The 21,835-nt window shown below is 43.1% G+C and carries 13 protein-coding genes; 4 read left to right on the forward strand and 9 right to left on the reverse strand.

Annotation, left to right across the window (positions count from 1 at the left end):
• Window positions 1-37: 37 nt before the first annotated feature.
• Genes addA through BRLA_RS20455 form a run of 4 tightly spaced genes read right to left on the reverse strand, consistent with a single transcriptional unit; the run spans window position 38 to window position 12,641 of the window.
• The gene (gene addA, locus BRLA_RS20440; protein ID WP_003334470.1) at window positions 38-4,228 is read right to left on the reverse strand and encodes a helicase-exonuclease AddAB subunit AddA; all 4,191 of its coding nucleotides are present in this window, start codon (window positions 4,226-4,228) and stop codon (window positions 38-40) included.
• Window positions 4,225-7,695: a helicase-exonuclease AddAB subunit AddB gene (gene addB / locus BRLA_RS20445; protein WP_003334469.1), complete on the reverse strand. Its 3,471-nt coding sequence runs from the start codon at window positions 7,693-7,695 to the stop codon at window positions 4,225-4,227. Before addB ends, addA begins: the two co-directional genes overlap by 4 nt.
• Window positions 7,696-7,707: 12 nt before the next feature.
• The gene (locus tag BRLA_RS20450; protein WP_003334468.1) at window positions 7,708-11,385 is read right to left on the reverse strand and encodes an AAA family ATPase; all 3,678 of its coding nucleotides are present in this window, start codon (window positions 11,383-11,385) and stop codon (window positions 7,708-7,710) included.
• Entirely contained in the window at window positions 11,385-12,641 is a 1,257-nt protein-coding gene (locus BRLA_RS20455; protein ID WP_003334467.1) for an exonuclease SbcCD subunit D, read from the reverse strand. Before BRLA_RS20455 ends, BRLA_RS20450 begins: the two co-directional genes overlap by 1 nt.
• Window positions 12,642-12,824: 183 nt before the next feature.
• Between BRLA_RS20455 and BRLA_RS20460 the strand changes: the two genes are divergently transcribed.
• Window positions 12,825-13,379, forward strand: coding sequence for a GNAT family N-acetyltransferase (locus BRLA_RS20460; protein WP_003334466.1), 555 nt, complete (start codon window positions 12,825-12,827; stop codon window positions 13,377-13,379).
• A gap of 72 nt (window positions 13,380-13,451) precedes the next feature.
• Here the strand turns inward: BRLA_RS20460 and BRLA_RS20465 are convergent, their stop codons facing one another.
• Complete coding sequence (locus tag BRLA_RS20465; RefSeq protein ID WP_003334465.1) at window positions 13,452-14,348, reverse strand: COX15/CtaA family protein; 897 nt, start codon at window positions 14,346-14,348, stop codon at window positions 13,452-13,454.
• A gap of 205 nt (window positions 14,349-14,553) precedes the next feature.
• A complete protein-coding gene (gene cyoE, locus BRLA_RS20470; RefSeq protein ID WP_003334462.1) occupies window positions 14,554-15,504 on the reverse strand; it encodes a heme o synthase in 951 nt (316 codons plus the stop codon).
• Window positions 15,505-15,773: 269 nt separating this feature from the next.
• On the opposite strand from cyoE, the gene BRLA_RS20475 reads away from it, so the two are divergent.
• Together BRLA_RS20475 and BRLA_RS23870 are read left to right on the forward strand one after the other, a co-directional pair.
• Window positions 15,774-16,544 (forward strand): sulfite exporter TauE/SafE family protein, encoded by a 771-nt coding sequence (locus BRLA_RS20475; protein ID WP_003334461.1) that lies wholly within the window; start codon window positions 15,774-15,776, stop codon window positions 16,542-16,544.
• Between the two features lie 120 nt (window positions 16,545-16,664).
• On the forward strand, window positions 16,665-16,751 hold the full coding sequence (locus BRLA_RS23870; RefSeq protein WP_113756953.1) for a putative holin-like toxin: 87 nt from the start codon (window positions 16,665-16,667) through the stop codon (window positions 16,749-16,751).
• 264 nt (window positions 16,752-17,015) lie between these two features.
• On the opposite strand, the gene BRLA_RS20480 is transcribed toward BRLA_RS23870, so the two are convergent.
• Window positions 17,016-19,313, reverse strand: a complete 2,298-nt coding sequence (locus BRLA_RS20480) for an immune inhibitor A domain-containing protein (RefSeq protein WP_041752414.1) — start codon at window positions 19,311-19,313, stop codon at window positions 17,016-17,018.
• Window positions 19,314-19,658: 345 nt separating this feature from the next.
• Here BRLA_RS20480 and BRLA_RS20485 point away from each other — a divergent pair, with 345 nt between their 5' ends.
• Window positions 19,659-19,973 carry a DUF4870 domain-containing protein gene (locus BRLA_RS20485; protein ID WP_003334459.1) on the forward strand — a complete coding sequence of 105 codons (315 nt, stop codon included), beginning with the start codon at window positions 19,659-19,661 and terminating at the stop codon, window positions 19,971-19,973.
• A gap of 80 nt (window positions 19,974-20,053) precedes the next feature.
• On the opposite strand, the gene BRLA_RS20490 is transcribed toward BRLA_RS20485, so the two are convergent.
• Together BRLA_RS20490 and BRLA_RS20495 are read right to left on the reverse strand one after the other, a co-directional pair.
• Window positions 20,054-20,848 (reverse strand): ABC transporter ATP-binding protein, encoded by a 795-nt coding sequence (locus BRLA_RS20490; protein ID WP_003334458.1) that lies wholly within the window; start codon window positions 20,846-20,848, stop codon window positions 20,054-20,056.
• The gene (locus BRLA_RS20495) at window positions 20,842-21,771 is read right to left on the reverse strand and encodes an ABC transporter permease (RefSeq protein WP_003334457.1); all 930 of its coding nucleotides are present in this window, start codon (window positions 21,769-21,771) and stop codon (window positions 20,842-20,844) included. Before BRLA_RS20495 ends, BRLA_RS20490 begins: the two co-directional genes overlap by 7 nt.
• Window positions 21,772-21,835 lie beyond the last annotated feature (64 nt).

The raw sequence follows: 21,835 nt of genomic DNA on the forward strand, positions 1-21,835 counted from the left end.
CGATTTTCGGGAAACCTCTTCGTTTTTTCAATCGTCCTTACTCTTCATGCAATGGAACCGCAAGTCCTGTTGACATAGCTATCAAATAGCGGTTCGCAACTGGCTCTTTCCAGCTCTCCTCAAGAGCGAGTGTGTACAAGCTTATTTGCTCCTTGTATCTTGTCCGAAGCATCTGAGCTGCTTTAGTCTCATCTGCTGGTAATCGATCTGTTTTATAATCGATCAAAGTCAATCCACCGTCTGCCTCACGAATGACACAATCAATTACCCCCTGCACAAGTACCCGTTCGTCACCTGAATCAGATAATAATAATTCTGCTTGTTCAGCAAGCAAGCGAGATCTAATATCACGTAAAGGGACGGCAAGCGTAAATGGTAGCTCTCTGTACACCTTGGTAGCCTTTTGCATGCGCTGTCCTAAATCACTGGCAAAAAAACGAGCTATAGAAGCAATATCCACCACATTGGCTTGTTCCCTAGTCAACATCTGTCCTGCTATCATCTGCTCGATTTGATCAGTAACGTCCGCCTGATCCAAGGCTCTATTCAACTGTAGATTTTGCATAATCAAATGCGTAAAGGTACCTATTTCTGCCTTCGTAAAAATAGGTTTTTCATACTTCGTTTGATTTACCAGCTTCTCGCGTCTTTCTTCCTTGATGATTACAGAATCATTATTTGTTATGATTTTCGGATCACATTTTTCGCTGTTTATATCCTTGCTCTTCTTGTCCATTTCAGTTAGAAATCTCGGCTTCTTTGTGAGCCTTGATTGACGTAGCCTTGGACCCTCTGCTATTTGCTCAGGGCTTGCATTAAGGTGACCGCGCTCTTCGGCTGCAGCCTGAGTGGTTAGCTGTCTATCTATTTGGCTTTCTATTCCTGCTACCACTTGAGATTGCGTGTCAATACGCTCATTCTCCCAATCAAGCTTCACTCCAGCTCCTTCTGCTCCATCGGCTAGATTTACAGCTTGGCTCTTCAATTCGCTAACAGTCCATTTAGCCGGCACCTGTGACACAACCTGTGAAGCATACTGCCACTCCAGTACAGACCTAATTTGATCACGCCATTCCTCTGCATGTGGATGATCAGGAACTGGCTTTCGTTTCTGCAATAAGGAGAAAACCTCCTCATCATGCTCACTTTGTTCGGTTATCGCCATCAGATCACTCGGCTGATAAAACTGAAACTGCCACACAGACGGATCTCGCACTAGCGGTATCGAGGAAATATCCTGACTTTCTGGGCACAACAAGCGTAAAGGTTCTCCATGTTTGTGCCGGACTAATGCTCGACCAATCCAATCAAGATATCCTTTCGCTTGGATTAAATCTTCATCAGATAGGGTCTCTTTATCAGTAGACTGGCTGCACCAGGCGATGGCTGATTTGCTCAAGTCCTTAGCTGAGCCTACAAGGATAAGCTTTTCTCTAGCCCTAGTCAGCGCAACATACAGTACACGCATCTCTTCAGCTAGCATCTCTAATTTAAGCTTTTGACGAATTCCTAAAAAAGCTAAGCTTGGATAACGCAGGCGCAAAACCGCGTCGGCCACCTGTGGGCCAAAGCCCAAGTCCTTGTGCAGTAAAAAACGACCTTTCATATCGCTTTGGTTAAACTGTTTACCCATTCCAGCCACAAATACGACCGGAAACTCCAATCCCTTACTTTTATGGATCGTCATTAAACGGACTACATTTTCACTTTCTGTAATGGTCCGCGCCTCTCCAAGATCATTCTCTTGCTCCTGCATTCGATCAATAAAGCGTAAAAATCGAAACAATCCACGATATGAGGTAGCTTCGTATTGCTTCGCTCTATCATATAAAGCGCGTAGATTTGCCTGGCGCTGTGATCCATTTTCTAGTGATGCTACATAATCAACATAGCCTGTCTCTGTATAAATATCAGACAATAACTCTGCTACCGAGCTTCGTCTTCCCCTTGTTCGCCAGCCCTGCACCATCCGATAGAATCGGCGAAGCTTGGCCATTACGACCCGATTCAACTGCTCCTCCTCGGTCATAACATACTGTTCGACTGCCTGATAAAAGGGCCCCGTAGGAGTCAACACTCGAATCTGAGCTAAATCTTCTTCGCTAAGGCCAATAAGAGGAGAGCGAAGTACCGCTGTTAATGGGATATCCTGCTTTGGATTATCTATGACACGTAATAATGACATGATTACATCCACTTCATTCGCGGAAAAGTAACCCTGATTCTGTTCTACATAGATAGGTATTCCAGCCTGCTTACATTCGTCTGCTATTGCTTGTCCCCAGCCCGCGGTAGCTCGAAGCAAAATAACAATATCCCGATATTCTAGGGGACGCATTCCCTGTGTTTTCTTATCAAATACAAGTAACGGCTGACCGCCCACACCAGGCTCTAGCCATTCCTTAATACGCTTGGCAATTAAACGTGCTTCTAGCTGAGCAACAGAGGCTTCCTCTTCAAGAGTAGGTAGAGCTTCTCCTTCACTATCGTAGCTATCTATACTTCCTGTAGAGCTAGTACCTGCTCGCTCTGACACTTGCCCTAAACTGGACTCCTCCGATTCAACCCCCGTACGATCGATTAAATGTACTTCTACCACCAATTGCTCTGGCTCTATCTCTGGATAGGAAGCTCGACCAATCAATTCTGCCGATTGATCGTAAGTAATCTCACCTACACGCGGAGTCATGACTAGACGAAACAGATAATTGACAGCATCCACTACTTCCTTTCGACTGCGGAAGTTAGCGGCCAAATCAATTCGCTTTCCCTTCAGCTCCAAAGGCACACTCTTTTCCTTAGGAGCGAAAGGGTCCTTTTCTTCATTCGTTTCATACGAATCGTACTTTTGCATAAAGAGATTAGGCTCAGCAAGTCGGAAGCGATAGATACTCTGTTTAACATCCCCTACCATGAAACGATTTGCTGCCACTCCTGCTGTCTCTTTCCTTGAGACCAACTGTAAAATCGTTTCCTGCACAAGATTGATATCCTGATACTCATCGACTAGCACTTCAGCAAATTGTTCCTGTAGCTGCATAGCAATGGCAGAGGGGACGAAGCTGCCATCCTCTTGTTCCTGCTGCAAAATTCGCAGTGCCATATGCTCCAGATCGCTAAAATCAACAAGAGCCCGTTCTTGCTTAGCTTGTCGAAAGGCCTGTTTAAACTCACTAACAAGCCGAGCCAGTGTATGCATATAAGGAGCCATTCGGTTGAGGTCTGTCGCATATTGCTCAGGCGTCATCGTGAAATATTCTTCCAGTAGCTTCTTTATTTTATCTTTTACACCATTGCGTAGTTTTTGGACTTGTTCTTTAAGCAGCGGGTCAGCATCCTTTACTGCTGGCAATCGACCGAATGCAATGCTTCTCATACTGTCATCTAACTGCTTCCAGCCTTGCTCAGCAGCACATTTCGCTTGATGAATACAAGTAAGCTCCTGCTGTAATAAAGGCGTATATGCTCCAGGTCCGTCTGGTTCTTCTGCAAGAGCTATTGCTTTTTTTACTTGCGACTCAAGGGCAGATAACTCTAAAGAAATAGCCCCTGTCAATGTCACGACCCAAGGAGATTCGTGTAACTCTTCCACTTGTGTATGGGCAAACATATCGGCTGCATTTTTTAGCCAACGATCTGGATGCGGATGACTTTGGGAGAAGTCAAACAATCGCATAAATAACCCCATTAACGCATCGTCATCCTGGCCCTCTACCATCACGTCAGCTAATGCTGCAAAGCTTTCATCAGATTCATACCAGTGTTCAAATTGCTCTTCTAATACATCCTGACGCAGTAATTCTGCCTCCATTTGATCTGCAATGCGAAACCCTGGATCAAGCTCCACTATGAAATAATATTGACGTAACAAGCCCAAACAAAAAGAATGCAACGTGGTAATAGTTGCTCGTTGCAGTAAAACCAATTGCTTACGTAAATGGGCAGAGGTAGGATCGCTTTCCAAGGCTTTACGCAGAGCATCGCCAATTCGGTGGCGCATTTCGGCAGCAGCCGCATTTGTAAATGTTACAACCAGTAACTGGTCCACTCCTACAGCATCGTTAACATCAGAGATTTTACGAATAATCCGCTCTACTAAAACTGAGGTTTTACCAGAACCAGCAGCGGCAGCTACCAGCAGGTTATCCCCCTTTTCGATAATGGCTCTCCACTGCTCATCCGTCCAATGACTCGGCTTTTGTTCCACTACATTATCCTGCTCACTCATGCTCCTACCTCCCTTCCCTCGTCATCTTGTTCGTAGACTTCTTCACGAATTAACTCCCAAACTTCCTTATCGGTCTTTTTACTTAATAAACGTGGCTGATTGCCTTCCAATAAACTATCGAACTGACAAACCGACTTATACGCACAAGTCTGACATGCAAGTCTTGGCCCCTGCATATAAGGCGCGATGCTTATATCTCCATCCGTTAATCGTTTCCCCAGCTTCACAATACATTTGCGCACAAATTTTTGCAGGAGATCAAACTGCTCCTTGGAAGCTACTGATGAATATTGTGTGAAGCTTCCATCCTTTTTGATCCCAAACGGAAGCAGATCAGAATTCCCCGATTCCGTTTGGCTATCCATTAAGCGTGCTAATTGTGAGTCCGCTAGCATAAGCCCCTTCATTTTCAGCTTATTCTGCCGTTCCGCTTCCACCTGCTCGGCTGATAGCATTTGTTTAGCAGCAACAAACGGATCTGCTACTTGATAATAGAAGACACCGCCTACTTCAGCCTGCTTGCCTACCCATTTCTCAGCGTTGCTCACAGCCACATCCAGATATACTAGCAATTGAAGATTCAATCCATTCCACACATCGGACAAAACAAGGGCTTTCGGGCCCGATTTATAGTCAATCACACGTAAAAATTCAGTTTCTGTTCCTACAGAGTGATCAATTCGGTCAATTCTACCTAACAAATGTAATTTGATTCCATCCTCCAGCTCCAGAGTCAGCCCCGGAATTTCTCCGCCAGGCCCAAAAGCAATTTCCAAACCGATCGGTTCAAATTGACTTCTTCGTGCATGCTCACCCAGTACAGAGATCGCACGCCCAACAGCACGTTTTAATTTCTTTGTGACATAACGATAACGAGCCGTGCGTTGCAAAATACTGCTTCTGGTTTGTGGAACAAGCTCCTCCACCACCTGATCAGCCAACTGCATGCTACCTTGCTCCGTCATATCACTCCAATTAACCTGCTGTTTGTTCATTTGCTCTACTGCCATTTTCAAAGATGCATGAAAAAGCTCACCAACATCAAATCTTTCGAGACGATACATTTGACGTTCACTTAGCCGCAGACCATGTGAGGAAAAATGAGAATAGGCACAGGCTTGGAATCGTTCTAATCGGGAAACACTTACCCGAATCTCATTTCCGTATAAGGAACGACTAACTTCTTTGGAAAGTGGATAAGCACGGTTTTGGTATCCCAGCCCCGATAACAGCCATTTCTCACGTTTTTCATCTTCTGCATGCTCAAGGAACCAGTCATACACCTCCCACCAAAATGGAGGAAGCGAAATTCCTTTTTTTAATTGACGAATTAATGTTAGTAAATGACTAAACACCTGTCGCGGTCTTCCCAGCAATCCTATATCCAACTGCGGTTCTGCAGTTGGTTCGTTGTGAAAATATCCAATCGTAAGGCCAGGTAAGGTCTTTTTCATCTCTTCGTACAAGCTAGATGGTAACAGGGCTTTGCCTTCTTCATCAGCCAGCGAGCAACTAATCCATAGTCGCTCCGATGGTCGTGTCATTGCACGATAGAGAAGATATTGCTCATTCATTAGCTTTCGCTTCGCTGTTGGTGCTAGTTCAATACCTGCCTTTTCCAGCTTTTCTCGCTCCGCTTCGTTTAAAATCCCTTCTTCTTTGGGACGTAGGGGGATCACACCTTCATTTGCTCCCATCAAGAACAAAGCTTTTACGTCAGGTTGACGGGAGCGCTCCATGGACCCAATGACCACTTGATCCAGCGAAGGAGGAACTAAGGCAAGACGAATACTATCCAGACCTGTATCAATGATCCGAGCAAATGTAACAAGCTCCATTTGTTCATCGCCCATTACTTCTACAATCTGATCCAATAAATCCATCACATCATTGTAAACCTGCTCGTGCTCACGGACAGCTTCCAAATCACCTTCTAATTCGGCCTGCTCCTGCCACTCCTCCAGTTTGGTAGGAACATCCTGCATTTGTAAAAATTCATATAGGACGGTCGCCATTTGGCGTACACCCGCTTTGCAAGCCACTCTCATATTAGCCTCAAATGTTGTAAGAGGTGTCGCATATTGTTGACGTATGGATTCAATTTGCTCGTATAGAGTATTAGTTCCGTGAAACCCCCACTCATCCATGGACCAATAATATCCCTGAATGCCATAGCTCAGCACATAGTTTTCTAGTAAATCAATCTCAGCCCTCGATTGGCTAAGCGGCTGATTCAACGGGGACAGTAAATCAGTTTTTAAACAACGAAAGACGGCGTCATATCTCCAATTTTTAGAGATCACCTCAAGTGATGAACGAATAAATTCAATCAAAGGATGATGGCTTACGGTTCTCTTTTGATCAAGAAAGTATGGTATATCATAGCTCGTAAATACATGAGCAATTTCTTCAGAATAAGTACCCATTTCTCGCAAAAGCACAGCCATATCACGATACCGGTAGCCATAATCACGTGCAAGTGACAAAATTTGCAGAGCGACCGCTTGTACCTCAGCCCTGCGATTGGCGGCTGTAAACAGCTTTACCTCGTCAACATGCTTAGGTGAAGGCAGAACAGCAGGCTTTTTCCAGTCAAAATATTTTTGTTCTACCTGTGCAAGCCATGGACTACTAGTAACACGATGGTTATGCTCAAACAAACGCGGCTCCTCAATTGGAATATTGCCTCGCATCGCAATATCTAGTAGCTTTTGATACGTTTCCATTGTTGGATAGAAATGCGAAAGATCATCTAGCGGTTTCATTCGATCCTGCGGGTCTAAACACAAAGTTATATTTACTTGTTTAGCGCAGTACATCAATTGCTCAATTAACGCATATTCCTGTTTTGTAAAACCACTAAAACCATCAATCCAAATCTCTGCATCTGCAATAAAACTAGATTGAGCTAGCTTGCTGGCAACTGTGGAATAAAGTTCATCACTATCAAAATATTTATCTGCAACATACTCTTCATACGCCCTCATGATTAATAGCAAATCATGTAATTTATGCTGAAGGGTTGCATTTTCTATTTGTAGCTGCTCCAGCATTTCCAGACTGACACTATACTTTTTACATTCACTGATCATCTGTACCAATTCTTCAGCAAATCCTGGCTGCAAGGCAGACCGATGAAACACCTTTAATTCATCCTGATAACGTTCTAATAGCAGACGTAGCACCATCTGCTTACCACGTTCATCAATAGGCAACGTTGTCAGTCCCCCAACCTCCTGTAATATTCGGTAGGAAAGACGGCCAAAGCTTAACACCTGTGCCCTGATATGACTCGAATACCCGGGCAAATTAATTAATTTATATTCTTCCTGAAAAGTTGATTGCTCGGGAACCAAGTAGATTAGAGGGGGACCCATCCGTTCCTCATCGAGCTTTTTTATTACGTCAGAATAGATCGCAGCCGTCTTGCCGGTACCTGCCCGACCTAGTAAAAACTGTACAGCCAATTGTCTCCCCTCCTATTCCATCTCCATATGAATGCGACTACCAGACCCAAGCGGTTCAGCAGGGGTAATGACCAGCCGTCGCGGCATACGCAATTTTAGTTCCGGTACATGGCTAATTAATCCTATCGTAAATTGGCTCATTCTTAGCTTCTCTAAAGCATCCAAGACAACCTCTAGCAATTCAGGATCTAAGGTTCCAAACCCTTCATCTAAGAAGAAGAATTCCAAACGACCTCCCCGCATTTGAATTTCAACTGATAAGGCCAATGCTAGAGATAAAGCCGTTAAGAATGTTTCCCCTCCAGATAGAGTGTTAACAGCACGGCGCAGTCCACCCGCTGCTTCATCTCGCAATACGAATTCTCCACCATCTCCAATTTCCAGTGCATAGCGGCCTTTCGTCATACGTCCTAAATGATAGGTAGCATCACGGGCGATCGTCATCATCTTTTCTTCAGCAATATACTGAACAAATGCTTTTCCTTCAAACAGCTTTCGTAACTCTTCTAAACGACTCTGCTCATCAATGACAGCACCGAATTCCTTCTCTATTTTTTTCCATTTCTCGTGATTTTGTTGCACGATTAGAAGTCTCTCTTTTGCCAGTGTTAAAGCTTCCCTACATGCAGACAAGCGTTGCTCTCCTTCTGAAAAGGAGGTATATAGCTCATTGTAAGACTCCTCGCTTACAGACCGATCAGCAAGAGATTCAACCAAGCGTGTCTTAGCATATGCCAATTCCGTTAGCTGTTTTTGGTAGCTTTCTACCTCTGTCTGATACGACCCCAATAAAGCTCGGCGCTCATAATATTCATAGACGGTTTCCCGATCAGCAAACATAGCATGCGACAAAGCTTGTTCAACTTCCAATTCCAATTCCTTAGCTTGCTTCGTAAGCTGTAAATTTGTTTCTTCTAATGAAACTAATGATTCCATCAATTGTTGCCGCTGATTTGTTAGTTGAAGCTTTAGAGTATCGGCTTGTTCTGCTGCTGTCTGTAGCTCTTGTAGATTCTGCTCCAACAACTGCAATAATTCATTAGCCGGTCTACCTTGTGTACGTATCTGCCATTGCTCTTGTTTAGCTTTATATTGTGCCTCTCGATCGTCATAGCGTTGATGTAACGCTGTTAGTCTGGCTTGTTTTTCTCCGCGCTGTTCTATCTGAACTTGTTTTTGTTGCTGTAATTCCTCAAGGGATTTTTCCAGATTCACTCGTAGCGTACGCAGCTCTTCCTGTCTTTGCTCCATCTTTTCCATTCTGGCGTGATGAGCTTCAATCTGATCACGTGGAATTTCCCCCCGTAGTTCATCCAATTGCTGTTCTGCCGTTAATAAAGCCTTTTGATGATCCAATAGACGCTTGTTAACTTGTTGTAGCTGCTCCTGCTGACCCTCTAGCCAAGCGGTGATTTTTTGTTGTTGCGCCTTTTTTTCCAGCTCTTCATCACGTTGCTCACGAAGAAGCTTTTGCAATTCATCTAGCTGCTTCACATGGCTGTGACGTTGTTCTGAGAGTTCTTTTACTTCTTGACTAACCTGTTTGAACTTCCCTCCCAATTCATCGACAGACGCTACAACCCACTCTTCACCCAATTGAATTAATTGGTGTTTGATATGCTGCAAATCTTGATCAATCTGTGCATTTTCCTTTTGCAAGGAATCCTTTCGTTCCAATAACCCAGCCAGCTCGACTCTTATCTGCTGACAAGCCTCCGAGGTACTCCTCCATTCCTCTTCCACTTGTTCCAGCATGTGATCTAAGTTGGCCCGACGATCACGTAAAGCCGTTTCCTGCTGTTGTAGCGAAGGAGCTTGGGCTGTTGTCTGCACGATATTGCCCGTATCCGTATCTGTATCCTTATAAGGATGATGCGTTGATCCACAAACCGGGCACTCTTCATTAGCTCTTAGCTGTAAACGCAACGCATGAGCCATATTAGCCTGCTGCCAAGAATCCCATTGCGTCTCCCACTCTTTTAACTGATCCTGGCTAGCCCCTCTCTTGCTTTCTATGTGGTTCAACGTTTGTTCTGCCTGCTGTAATCTGGTTGTTACATCCGCATGTGAAGCAGTCCATTCCGTCCATTTTAACCGCCAATCATCCTGTTTTTTTTCGAAGCCACGCCAATCAATGCCGATCCGTTTTACATCTACAAGCTGTTCACGTAATCGAGTAATGTCTTCTTCACTTCTGATCGGCTGAGCCTCTTTTTCAACTACCGCGATTTCGGTCTCTTTACGTTTTTCATGAGCATGAATATAGAAGCTATCTGCTTCTTTTAATCGGGTTTGACCAAGCTGTACCTTTTGAGACAGCTCTGTTGCTTCACGCTCAGTGCTTACAAAACGTTGCTCTTCCTGAACAAAGGCAATTTTGGCCTGTTGCATCGCACGAATCGCTTTGCGTTCCTCTGAACGTAATGTGGTCTGTTGCCATTCAGCATCAATCTTTTGCAGGTCCTGAGCTACTACCGCTCTTTGCTGATCAAGTTCTGACAGCATAGCTTCATCCTGATCTATTTGCTGCTGTAATAAACGGATCTCTGTCTGGTATTGCCCGATTTCCTGAGCCAATTTTACTATTTCTTGCTCCCACTCTGCGGCTTGCTGTAGTTCGATTCGCTTCTGAATGAGCTGTGGCTCCTCTTGTCGCAATCGTTGTTGGGCTTGTTGACTTACTTGTTCAGCCTCTTGGCAACGCAGCTCTACTTGCTCCCGTTCCACCCGTTTTGCTAGTAACTGTTGCTTACCATCTTCCCATAGCTTTATCGTCTGTCGTTCCTTTTGCACCAATGGATAAAGAGAAATAGATGCCTCCAGTCTAGCTATTTCATTTTTTCGCAGCATGATTTGCTGAGCCTTCTCTTCAAGCTGTGTCAGCTTTTGTTGGATTTCCCCCAATTCGAACTGCCACTTGCGAATTTGTTCCCATTCATTCTTTTGATTCAACAAAGCCTTGTGAATCTGCTCCGCTTCCGCATATTCCTTCTCTAATCCTGCTGCCTCCTGAGTCGCCGCTTCAACAGCCTCCTCACTCGCATCACCCAGCCGTGCTTCTTCCACTTCTAACTGATGTAGAGAGGCTTTATTGCTGTCTATCTGCTCCTTGACCCGTTGCATCAGCTTTTCGCCATACTCGTGCAAATGAAAAATTCGCTGGAGCATTTCATTTCGCTCACTGCCTTTTAAGGTCAAAAACTTAGAAAATTGGCCTTGCGGTAGCACGACTGCCCGTGTGAAATCATGAATGGTTAAACCCACCAGGTTCTCGATCATGGATGTAGCTGCTGTTGCTTTAGATTCCAGCACCTGATCTTGTTCACCATCAAGTAAGCCGTGTTGAATTAAACGTACTTCCGGCTGCTTTCGATTACCATTTTTATTTAGACCAAACTCCCTCTCGATGGTAAAGCGCTGTCGTTGGCTCGCCCCTCCTAATTCAAAGGTAAAGGAGACAAATAGCCGTGACTCCAATTGATTGAGAACCTCATGCGGATGCGAACCTCCCCCTGTACGAACAACCTGTCCATACAACGCCAGCGTAATCGCGTCTAAAATGCTGGATTTACCGCTACCAGTAGGGCCAAAAATCCCAAACAATCCGGCTTCACACAACGTTTCAAAATCAATCTCCTGCAAATCTCGATAACTATTTAATCCTGATAGCTTCAAGTAAATAGGCTTCATTATTCATCTCCTCCTGGCTGTTTCTTTGTCTCAGCATCAGAGGCTATCATCATACGGGAAAATAATTGAATAACCTGTTCATCTGGTGATGTTCCACGCTTTCGTTCATAGAAACGAGTAAAAAGCTGTACGGGATTTAATTCCTCGCGTTTTTCTATTTCCTGCCTCTCTTGTTCTGTGGAGACAACCAGCACGCGCTGTACCTTTACAAAGTTATCGCTCAGCTTACGAATACGTTGAAACTCTGCTGGATCAATCACATCATCCACGTGAATTTCTAAATCAATCCAACAATCTGCATCTTTTCCTTCCTCCAGCCACTTTTCAACCTCTGCTATTCCGCCAGTCGCTTTCCATCTTGCTAGAGTACGACCGCATTTTAAATAAATAATTTCTTCTGTCGGCTGCTGACCCGGAATAATCTCCACCATCACCACCGCCTTGCTTTGTCCCGCCTCCGAAAAGCTGTACGATAACGGTGAGCCACTATAGCGAATCAATGGTGCTTCACTTAGTTTTTGCAAACGGTGCAAATGTCCTAAAGCAACATAATCTGCTTGTGGAGGAAACGCATCCAGCGAGACAGTATGTGTCCCACCAATCTGGATGGGACGCTCCGAGTCAGTCTCCATTCCGCCCATAGCAAACAGATGGCTTGTTATAATATTGACCGTATCCTGCCGAAAATGGCTGGCTAAATCATGGAGGAGGTCCTTGATTCTCTCGCTAAATGCCTGTTGCATTTGCTCTGGTGTAAAGCTTTCACTTATCAATTCTTTTAATCGTGCTTCTGAAGGATATGATAAAGCCACCACTACTGCGGTATGGTCTACTCCTGGAATAGCAATCTCAAACCAAGATGATCCTCCATCGATGATTCTTACTTTATCTGCTGACGCCTCAGCCTTAGTAAGCAAAGGTAGCTCCTTAGGCAACCCAAGCAACACAATTCCATGCTTATGAGCTAGTGGCGAAGCAGCGCGCACCCGTTCTGGTTGGTCGTGATTACCTGCAATAACGACTACCCCGCGCTTACCTTCTGCTGACAATCTCTCTAAGGCTTCATAATACAGCTCCTCCGCCCATGCCGGTGGGTTTACAGAGTCATATACATCACCTGCTATCACTACTAAATCTATTTGTTTATCCTCAACAATCTGGCATAGTTCGTCTACAAAAGCCGCTTGTTCTATACGTCTATCCCGACCTTCTAGCAATCTGCCGAAGTGCCAGTCTGCTGTATGCAAAATACGCATCTTTCCACCTCTATCGATCATTTGTTTGCTTTTACCTATTGTACCAGAAGTAAGAGGGTTGCTTCAGAAAAGATAGTGATGAAAGTTTTGGAGATATTCTTTTGTTTCTACCAAAACCTGTGATATACATAGAATAAGAAAAAATAGGTTCAAGGAACTAATACATATAAAGGAGTTGGATCAATGATAACCGACTACCCTGTTCTCGTAACCGAACGACTCATGCTCCTCCATCTATCCTTGCATCAGGCCGATGACCTTTTTGAAATCTTTTCAAAGGAAGAAACCACGCATCACGTTCCTAGAAAAATCCATAAAAGCAAATTAGATACGGTTCTGTACTTAGAAAAACGAATGGCCGATTGCGCAGAGAAAAAAGCTTTTATTTGGGCGATCTATCATCGAGAATCTGGTAAAACCATTGGAGTCGCAGGTCTTTTTCAATATGCAGAAAAAGAAAAAAGCGCTTCATTAGGTGCAGTCCTTCATCCTGACTATCGCGGAAAAGGAATGACCTACGAATCGCTTCGGGCAGTAATGGCTTATGGGTTTAAAGAAATTGGTCTCGTTCGCATGGAAGGTAAATGTGAAGCAACTAACACGCTATCTGAGCGTGTCATGCAACGATTGGGGATGGTTTATGAAGGAACACTTCGTAAAAATGTGTTAATCAAAGGGGAACTGCGGGATTCAAAGGTTTACTCCGTCTTGCAGGACGAATACATGGAGGATGATTAGGCTTCCTCAGCTACTCATCCGTCTACCAAAGAAAAAGAGCGAGAACACCTCGCTCTTTTCCATTTCCGCTTTTTAGGATGGCCTCTTCAATGTCTGTAAGCCTAAGTAGCATAGTATGCCAAAAAATACTGTAATGATAGCAGAATGTGTCAAAGTAGCATATAATTCTAAATTAGCAAATACCACTAAGCCTCCACTAAGAACTTGAAGAATAACCAATACAAGCGCTAGCTTAGAGCAGGTATAAATATCTTTGCGTGATTCTTTATAATGTTTGGCAGCATATACATAAATTCCGATAATCAACAGCACCAATACAGCAGCAGCCACCCTATGTACAAACTGAACACCTACCTGACCGCTTAATTCTGGAATAAGCTTCCCATTACAAAGCGGCCAGCCCGAACAGCCCAAGCTGGAGCCTGTATGACGCACGTAGGCACCCAAATACACAACCCCGTAAGCGTATAAACTTACCATCCACACATATAAACCAAAGCCTTTTGTAACAGTTCCCTTGATTATTTTCTGGAGGCGTTCATGATTAATCACAAACATCGTGAGCATAAATACCCCTGTATAGGCGAGTAAAGAAAAGCCAAAATGAAGAGCTAAGACAGGTGAAGATTGTGGCCAAATGACTGCAGAGGCTCCTAGGATAGATTCTACTACAATAAAAAACATTCCGAAAATTGCTAGCCCTAATACTTCTTTATTGCCCTTGTATGTAAAGATCGAGTAAATAGAAAAGACAACCACTACAATCCCTGCTAGACCGGTGGTTAATCGATGAACATATTCAATGATCGACTCCAAAGCATAGGAGGGAACAAACTTCCCGTTACACAGTGGCCAATCATTTCCACAGCCGAGACCAGAATTAGTTTTGGTTACTAAAGAACCGGCAATCATCACGATAAACATAACAAGGGTCGAGAGGATCGCTAATCGTTTTACATTTTTGTCCATTTCCATACCTCTTTTATTAATGTAGCAAATCGTTTTGAAGAAGCAACGAACCTAGCTGGCGCAAAAATGTAACCGCCATCTTTTTAATAAATTCCTTTATTCCGAATTTTTTCTTACTTCCTTTAACAGTAAAGAAACATCCCCCGCTTTGCAAGAGATGTTCCTATATTAATGTGTGATAAACATGTCAACTTTTCAAACTTTTTTATAAGTGAACCAAAATAGCGCTGATAACCATGGCTGCACACATCACTGTTAAGTAAATGAGCGAATAACCAAATAGCTTTTTCGCCCATGCCATATCATCCTTGGCAGAAAAACCTTGGAAGAGAAACACTACATAAATAATCCCCATGATGGATGCGACAATAAAATATAACATGCCTACATTCCCATATAGGAATAAAATGAGTGATGCCGGCAGTAGTGCAGCACCCCAGAAGAACATCTGACGCTTTGTCTCTTCAAATCCGCGTACCACCGGAAGCATTGGGATACCGCCTGCTCGGTAATCCTCCACCTTCATCATAGCCAATGACAAAAAGTGCGGAGATTGCCACAAGAAAATGATTAGAAACAAAGTCCAGGCTCCTAAATCAAGCGTTCCTGTTACAGCAGCCCAGCCAATTAAAGGCGGCATAGCTCCTGAGACACTACCTACCACGGTATTCAAAGTGCTGACACGCTTCATCGGGGTATAAATTAACACATAAAAAATGTGCCCCACCAGACCACAAACTGCTGCCAGCGGATTAGCTAGAAAGAACAGCACTATCAATCCAAGCAATAATAAACCTAGTCCAAAAATCAATGCATTGCGTGGTTGAATTCGTCCTGTTGCTAGGGCACGGCTTTGCGTTCGTTTCATTCTTTTATCCAGATCGCGATCCAGATAGTTATTCAGCACAGCACCAGAGCCAATAATGACAGAAGTTCCAATCAACGTATAGATCGTCAGGTCAAATTGAAAATTTTTAAAACCTGCTGAAGCAAGCCAAATACCAGCAAAAGCAGTAAGCAAGTTAGAAAAAATAATACCTGGTTTCATTAATTGTACATAATCTGATAGCGTTGCGGGTTCAGTTTGCACTTGTTTTGTATCCATATCATCTAGGAAAGAGGTGCCGGACTCCTTTAAGTCAACCTCGTGTTCCATATTGCAAGGCTCCTTTCCTTCTTTCAAAATAAGTGATCCCATATCCTATAACAGCGGAATATTTACTCGAAAGTCTATAGCTAAGAAGTGATTTTTTTCATAAATAGATTCGCATTCATTGTAGCGAATCTTTCCATATACAGTCAACAATAGAAACGCAGTTAGCACATAACAACTGCCCCTCGCCCATTTTTTGATCGATACGCACCCTGATTCTCTCTGCTCCATACCATGTAAGGTACATTCGCCCACAGAAGAGAGGGTTTCGCATGATCGATCTTTCATTAACTCTCATCGGTGTATTAGTTGGCTTTCTTGTCGGATTAACAGGAGTAGGTGGGGCAGCAATACTGACGCCCTTCTTAATCATGATGGGAATTCAACCAACGATCGCCGTAGGAACAGACCTTGTCTACAACTCCATTACAAAAATATTTGGTACTCTCCAGCATTGGAGACAAAAAACGGTGGACTGGACCATTGTATTCTACTTAGGTATTGGAAGTGTACCCAGCGCCATTCTCGCCGTTCATTCTCTACATTGGATACAAACAAATTTCGGTTCGGCTGATGTAGTAGTAAAAAAGGTATTAGGTTTTGCGCTGATTCTCATTCCTATTGTCATGCTGATCAAAACGATTCAATCTCATAAAGAAGTGAAGCCAAACAAATGGCAACTAAAAACGACGCAAGAAAAAAGTATGTTAGTCATTACTGCAGGGGCCATCTTAGGTTTTATCGTAGGCTTTACCTCTGTTGGCAGCGGTTCCCTATTTGCCCTTGTTTTGCTTTACCTTTTTCAAATGCGAGGTGCCTCAACGGTCGGAACCGATATTGCTCACGCTTTTTTTCTTGTTACTGCTGCTGGTTTTACTCATATCCTATATGGAAACATAAATTATGCTACCGTGTTCCAACTGTTAACAGGTTCAATTCCCGGTGTTTTTATTGGGAGTTTGCTTGCTCTTAAAGTACCTACCATTCATTTACGCTACATGATTTGCGTTATTATTTTAATCAGCGGTCTAAAAATGATTTAACAATCATGACATTTTACAAAATAATACAACAAAGGAAAATATCATGATATAATAAATTTTAAGCAGATAAGTCAAACGACGGTAAGGCGGACCGTATCCCCACGGAAAGGGGGTGGGCATATGTCAGTGTATGAAGGCTTATCATTGATGATTACGTTTGGGACACTCATCATAGCCTTGCTGACCGCCTCTGCCAAACGGAAATGACCACTAGTCTGTCTACTAAACAGAAAAGTGGCCATGGCTGACTCGAACGGCTACCTACCCCGTACGACTATTTGCGATCGCCGCAGGTGTTCGGCCACCTGCGGTTTTTCTATGCGGATCGACAATATTTTTTGTAATTTTTTGTCGAAATAGGTTGCTGTTTCCAACAATTCATATGTTATCACAAATGCTCGAATTCATGTAACCTATTTTCTAATTTTTGGTGAAGACTTTCTAACAAGTCGTCTTTTTTTGTCCTATTCTCTAGTCTTTCCACACTTCAATTGTAGCCTTTGAGAAGTCCTCCTCGACATCCTTAATCTTGATGGTAAGACCTACCTGTGGCAGTACCATTCCTACATCCTCTAAGCCTGGCATCGAGTAATCCTTTTCATCCGAGAAGGTTGTTACACCCTTCCTCGACGGACTCCACATCTTTCCCAAGATATAATCAAGATTAATTTCACTGGTACGATTTGGACTAAATGCAGCATCACTTACTTGGTAACGCGCATCGGCTGGTTTCTTCTTGTTATCGTCCCAATATTTTATTTGTTGATGGGAATCAACCACGCCAAGCATTCCATGACCAGGATGCAAACTGGTTTTATTATCTTCAGTTGCACCATATCTCCCATCGTAATACCAAATAACCATTCCAGGATCATAGGTTAAAAATGTTTCTCCACGGCGAAAATATTTCAATCCTTCGTCAGCACCGTTATAAGAGCGCAATTCTACGAGATAATAGGCATCATATTTTTTCCCTTTTCCATCGAATTGAGTGAAGCCGTCTAAATCCATCTTAGGCTTCCCTTCTGCGTCATCTATAAATACCTCTTCACCATCAACTGATACTACGATGTTATCCAGATATACTCCTTGCTTCGTCATAGCAGCATCTGTCACATATTCGAATTGGAATTTCATTTTTTTCCCGACATAATCAGAGAGATCAATCTCTACTTCCTCCCAATCCTCGGGATCATCGCTCCAATCCTCTACTAATTCCTCCTCGCCTGTATCTACATCAATAGCATTTAGGTATAAGAAATCGTAATTTTTTTCAATACTCCTCCACATATCTACAGTCATTGTTGCTTCCGTAGCATCCGTGAGATCAATTTCAGGAGTGGTAATCGTACTAGTTAAATTATCACCCTCATCCGAAAAATAAGAATATTTACCCTGGAAGGGCTTCGTTGGTGCATCCTTCATAATCTCAGGCATATCAATTTTAAGTACCATGTTATTATCAATATCTTTGTTTACCGCTTCATGCAATGTAAACTTCTGTTTCTTGCGAAGGTCAGCATAATCTACTACCTTCGGAGATACCCATTTGCCTCCGTACATTTCTTGCAGCATCATCTTAGACCACGGATCAAGACTAGTTGGTTCTGTTTGAAATACATAGCCTGTGTGACTACCGCTTGACATTAATGACCAAGCTCCAACTGGAGAATCGTGTCCGCCTTTATTCGTATCATATAAGTCCGGTAAGCCCAAATTATGTCCATACTCATGACTGAAAACACCTGGCGCTCCATCTTCTGGTTGAATCATATAATCATATGCAAGTAGATTGGTTCCTGGTATCTTAACAGGCTCTTCCAGCGTCCAACGATGTGACCAGATCGCATCGTCATCCTCCCCTGTTTCTTCTCCGATACCGGCATGTACCAGCATCAGATTATCCAAAATGCCATCCGGTTCATTTAAATCTCCGTCCCCATCAAGATCGTAAGGGTCACGTTGATCGTATTCCTCCTCATGTCCAGCGATTGCCTTACCTACCTGCTCCAAGGATTCAATAACTAGCTCACGTGGGTGAGCATCCCCACCATTCCTATTCTTCCCATAGTATTTATAGGAATGTTTAGCGGTTATCCAAGGTGTTACTATCCCATTTACGGACCAAGTATCACGCGATTGCTCTTCGTAATATTTAGCCATTGTGGTCATTGAAGTTCCCTCCGGCGTAGTATATCCGCCCGGTTCAAACAGCATTTTTTCATAATGCTCTTCATTAAAATCAGCCGTCCAGATCGAATCCTTCACTTTTGGTAATTCATTGTGAAGCCGATCGGGAAACTCAATGAGACTAACAACGATATTATCAACAAACATATTGTCATCAAAATTTCTAGAACGCTTCTTTCCTTTAAATTCAGCTACATTCTGGATGACCTCTTCTTTAGCAGCTTCTTGACTCCGCTTTGCCTCAGCACCAAATGAGCTTGAGGTATCTGGCCCGCTCGGTATACGCTTATCCTCCAGATATTCCTTGATAGAATCTCGAATCTCATCCTGAGTAGCATCTTCAGCGATAATGCCTCTTGCCTGTAGATTTTTCACTAAACGATCGAGGTTAAGACTAGACTCGTCTACGGGTGAAAAATTGTCTTTTGTCGTTTCTTTGTCTTTTTTCTTCTTCTGATGATGCTTTTGCTGTTTGGTATCTTTCTTACTCTTAGCTTCCGTAATGCTTGGTACGCCTGCCATTGTACTAAAAAGCAGCGCGGTGGCAAGCAGCGCAGACATTGTCTTTCTCCACTTCATCTAAAAACCTTCCTTTCCTCCTATAAAAACTCATTATTCGGGTATCTTTTTACCATTCTTTTCATTATCTTAAAATCCTTTTACATTTTTTTATTTTTTTCGATAAATCAAATATATATTTCGACAATTGTTCAGCTTTCATTTAACTATTCCTCTCAGTCTCTAGGAGGAGATAAAAATCATTCGTTTGCTGGTATAAAAAACATTGATTCACTTGTAAAATAAAAGTGTAAAACAAAGAAATATTTTGAGTATGACATTTTGAAAATTCATTAGGAACATGATATCATGTGAATCTATTGTTACTTACGTGATATTTGCCTTAACGAATAGGAGGTTTTTGCTATGGAAATGAATCAAGTGTTAAAATTACTTTCCCATGCCAGCACTTTTTTTGCTCCCATCATCGGGCCCATTCTTATTTGGTTACTTGCATCTGATCGCTATGTCAAAAACGTAGCTCTGCAAGCACTCGTTTTCCATATTTCCATGTCTGTATTGATCGGTATTTCTTGGGCTTTGTCGTTTATACTAATTGGTATTCCGTTCCTCATCGTGTTCGGAATCATGGCTCTCTACTGCCCAATCAAAGGTATTTTCTACTCTCTTACAGGTAGAACGTACTACTATCCAATCATTGGTCGTCTGATCAACGGCTAATAGGGATTTTCATATAAAAAGCCAATGCCTAGGTTCTTTGTCCATAAGCATTGGCTTTTGTATTTTCATAGTTTCGTTTGTTACGACAGTAAATATCGATCCTCTGTAAAGCTCTCGCCCCGCGCTGTTTCAAAAGCCTGTAACAGCTCTTTTGTCGTCATGCTAGCTTTTTGCTCCTGCCCTACGTCCAAAATAATTTTGCCCTCATGCAGCATCAGCAATCGATTTCCTAGCGAAAGTGCCTGCTCCATGTTATGTGTGACCATGAGAGTCGTTAGCTGATCACGTTCGACAATTCGCTTAGTCAGTGCTGTTATCAGTGCTGCCCGCTTCGGATCAAGCGCTGCGGTGTGCTCATCTAATAGCAAGATTTTTGGCTTAGTCAGGGTTGCCATTAACAAGCTTAGAGCTTGACGTTGACCTCCAGACAATAGACCCACCTTAGCCTGCAAGCGATCTTCTAGCCCTTGCTCCAAAATGCTCAGTTGTTCGCGAAAGAAGCTCCGTTTTGACTTCGTGACCCCTAGTCGGAACAATCTCCGCTCCCCTCGCGCTAGTGCGATAACTAGATTTTCCTCAATAGTCATATGAGGTGCGGTTCCCGCCATTGGGTCTTGGAATACTCGACCTATATATTTGGCGCGTTGATGCTCTCCCCTGCGTGTTACATCTTTCCCATCAATACATACTTGTCCACCATCCGGCAACAAGGCTCCGCCGATCATATTTAGCAATGTTGATTTACCCGCTCCATTACTGCCTATTACGGTTACAAAATCACCCGGCATCAAATGTAAATGAATTTGCTGTAAAGCAATCTTCTCGTTTACGGTTCCTCTATAAAATAGCTTAGATACATCTGTTAGCTTTAGCATGATTTATTCCCTCCTTTACCTAAGACAGGCAGGTGCTTATTCATCCCACGCAATACATTCGGTAAAGTAAGTGCCACAATCACTAGTAAAGCGGTAATCAGCTTCATATCCCCAGGTGACAGACCAACTTTTAGTGCATAAGCAATGACAAATCGGTACAATAAGGAGCCCATAATAACTGCAAATGTAGCTCTCATGATACTCTTATCGCCAACAATCACTTCTCCAATAATAACAGAGGCGAGTCCAATGATAATCATACCGATTCCCATGTTTACATCGCCAAACCCTTGAAATTGGGCAATCAGCGCCCCAGATAAGGCCACGAGTGCATTAGATAGGGCCAGTCCCATAATTAACGTTCCATCCGTACCAACACCATAGCTCCGTATCATAGTTGGGTTATCTCCCGTAGCACGCAGATCAAGCCCTATATCAGAATGTAAAAAATAATCCAAGATTCCTTTTAAGAGAAAAACTCCACCTAGGAAAAGGAACGCAACTCCTGAAAACAATGTAATACCATTCACCGTGAAGTCTGGAATAGACATATCCTTTGCTATTGAGTACAGTGTCGTTTCACGTAATAGGGGAACATTTGATTTACCCATGATTCGTAAATTAATCGAGTATAGGGCAATCATGGTTAAAATCCCTGCAAGTAGCCCGTTAATTTTCCCCTTCGTAGTAAGTACTCCTGTAAAAGCTCCCGCTAATGCTCCACCTCCTGTGGCAACTAAAGTAGCTAATACAGGATTTGTTCCTTCCGAAATCAAGGTAGCTGCCATTGCTCCACCTAAGGCAAAGCTCCCATCTACTGTTAGATCAGGAAAGTTAAGAATGCGAAACGTAAGATAAACACCTAAAGCCATTACAGCAAATAATAATCCTTGTTCCAAAGCTCCCATCATTGCTACACTCATCTGTCATCCTCCTGTGCTCGTCTCAGCTTACTAATCTCAACCTTCTACATTAAAGGATTTTTGC

The sequence above is a fragment of the Brevibacillus laterosporus LMG 15441 genome, assembly GCF_000219535.2.
Classification (GTDB): Bacteria; Bacillota; Bacilli; order Brevibacillales; family Brevibacillaceae; genus Brevibacillus_B; species Brevibacillus_B halotolerans.